Origin of the sequence: Bacillus sp. SIMBA_031 (assembly GCF_046535225.1) — a bacterium.
GTDB classification, from domain to species: Bacteria; Bacillota; Bacilli; order Bacillales; family Bacillaceae; genus Bacillus; species Bacillus velezensis.
In genome coordinates this window covers 1-2,028 of record NZ_JAWRXC010000024.1, presented here as the reverse complement: position 1 = coordinate 2,028, position 2,028 = coordinate 1, and the positions used below count along the sequence as shown (strand labels likewise).

The 2,028-nt window shown below is 44.3% G+C and carries 1 protein-coding gene; it reads left to right on the top strand.

What is annotated here, in order from left to right; genetic code table 11:
- Positions 1-2,028 (top strand): non-ribosomal peptide synthetase (locus SB724_RS19305; RefSeq protein WP_410572392.1); only part of this gene is annotated, 2,028 nt, incomplete at both ends.

Here is a 2,028-nt window from a genome sequence, read left to right as displayed (position 1 = left end):
TCATGACAGAGCCTGAAAAGGTGTACTTTTTAGAAACCTTAAACAATACAGCGAGAGAGTATCCTAAAGAGAAAACCCTTCATCAGCTGTTTGAGGAACAAGCAGAGAAAAGTCCTGACCAGACTGCTTTGGTGGCGGAAGGTCACTCGCTTACTTATAAAGAACTCAATGAAAAGGCCAATCAGGCTGCAAGAGTACTTCGGCAGAAAGGTGTTCAACCGGAGACGGTTGTAGGACTCATGACGGAAAGATCATCCGAAATGATCATTGGTCTGCTGGGGGTTTTGAAAGCGGGGGGAGCGTATCTTCCAATTGATCCTGCTCATCCTGCTGATCGTATCAGTACGGTTCTGTCAGATGCGAAAGTGGATTTATTAGTAACGTATGGAGACATTCCGCATGCTATGTCTTTCACAGGGCAGGTCCTTAATTTGAAGGATCGTTCTATTTATCAAGGGGAGAAAACGAATCTTGATGTGGAAATGACCAGCCGTCATTTAGCGTATGTCATCTATACATCCGGTTCCACCGGAACTCCGAAAGGAGTGATGGTTGAACACCAACAGGTGAACAACTTCATCCATGGCATGGTCAACGAAACACATCTAGATAGCTATAAAAGCATTTTATGTGTAACAACGCTTTCCTTTGACATCTTTGGTCTGGAGACATTGGCTCCATTAACGCAGGGCTTGACTGTCGTCATATCCAGTGAAGCGGAAAGCAGAGAAGGGAAAAAGCTCGCTGCCCTTATAGAGGAACATAAGGTAGAGGTGATGCAGAGCACTCCGACCCGATTAAAAATGCTGATGGAGAATGATCGATTCAAGCATACCATGAAAAACTTGAAGACTCTTTATGTAGGAGGAGAAGCACTTCCTGAAACGCTGTGGAATGAAGTAAAAGAGTATGGATTGCCTGTTTTTAATATGTACGGTCCAACAGAAACGACCATTTGGTCGACAGTGAAACGGATGGGGAAAACCGATTCAATTACTATAGGGAAGCCAATACAAAATACACAGGTATATGTGCTTGATCGCCACAACCAGCTTGTACCAGAAGGTGTTCTCGGAGAACTATGCATTGGCGGCGACGGGGTAGCGAGAGGATACTTTAACCGAGAGGAACTGACCAAAGAGAAGTTCGTACCAAACCCGTTTATTCTGGGAGAACGAATGTATAAGACAGGGGATCTGGTCCGGTGGCTTCCTGACGGTGAGCTAGAGTACGGAGGAAGAATCGATCACCAGGTGAAAATCCGAGGATTTAGGATTGAACTCGGAGAGATTGAAACGCAGCTTGTCAGCTATCCTAAAGTGAAAGAAGCAGTGGTGGCAGCGAAAGAAGATGAACAAAACCAAAAGTATTTGTGTGCGTATGTCGTTTCTGACGAAACGCTCGATAAAGCCAGACTGAAAGCCTACATGAAAGAACATCTGCCGGATTATATGATTCCTTCTTACTTGATGGAGATTGACACCATTCCATTGACTAACAATGGAAAAGTAAATCGCAGTGCCTTGCCGACACCAGATGTCAATGGATTAATATCGGGCGATTATGAGGCGCCGCAAACAGTTTTGCAGGAAACACTGGTGACCATTTGGCGGGAAGTACTCGGAGTGGAGAATATCGGTATACATGACAATTTCTTTGACCTCGGAGGTCATTCATTAAAAGCAACGGTCGTCATGAGTGACATTCGCAGGCATCTACAGATTGAAGTTCCTTTGAAGGAAATCTTTACAAGGCCAACCATCTTCGAGTTAAGCGGCTATATTGAACAGAGCGCTGTAAATGTCTATGAAACAATCGAACCTTGTGAGGAACGAGAGTTTTATGAAGCTTCTTCAGCACAAAAACGCATGTATTCCATTCAGCAGCTGGATAAAATCAGTACGGCTTACAATATGCCGAGTATTTTTGAATTGAAGGGGGAAGTGGATCGAAATCGAATTGAGACTGTCTTTCAGCAGCTAATCGACAGACATGAAGCACTGCGTACTTCCTTTGAAACAGTGGATG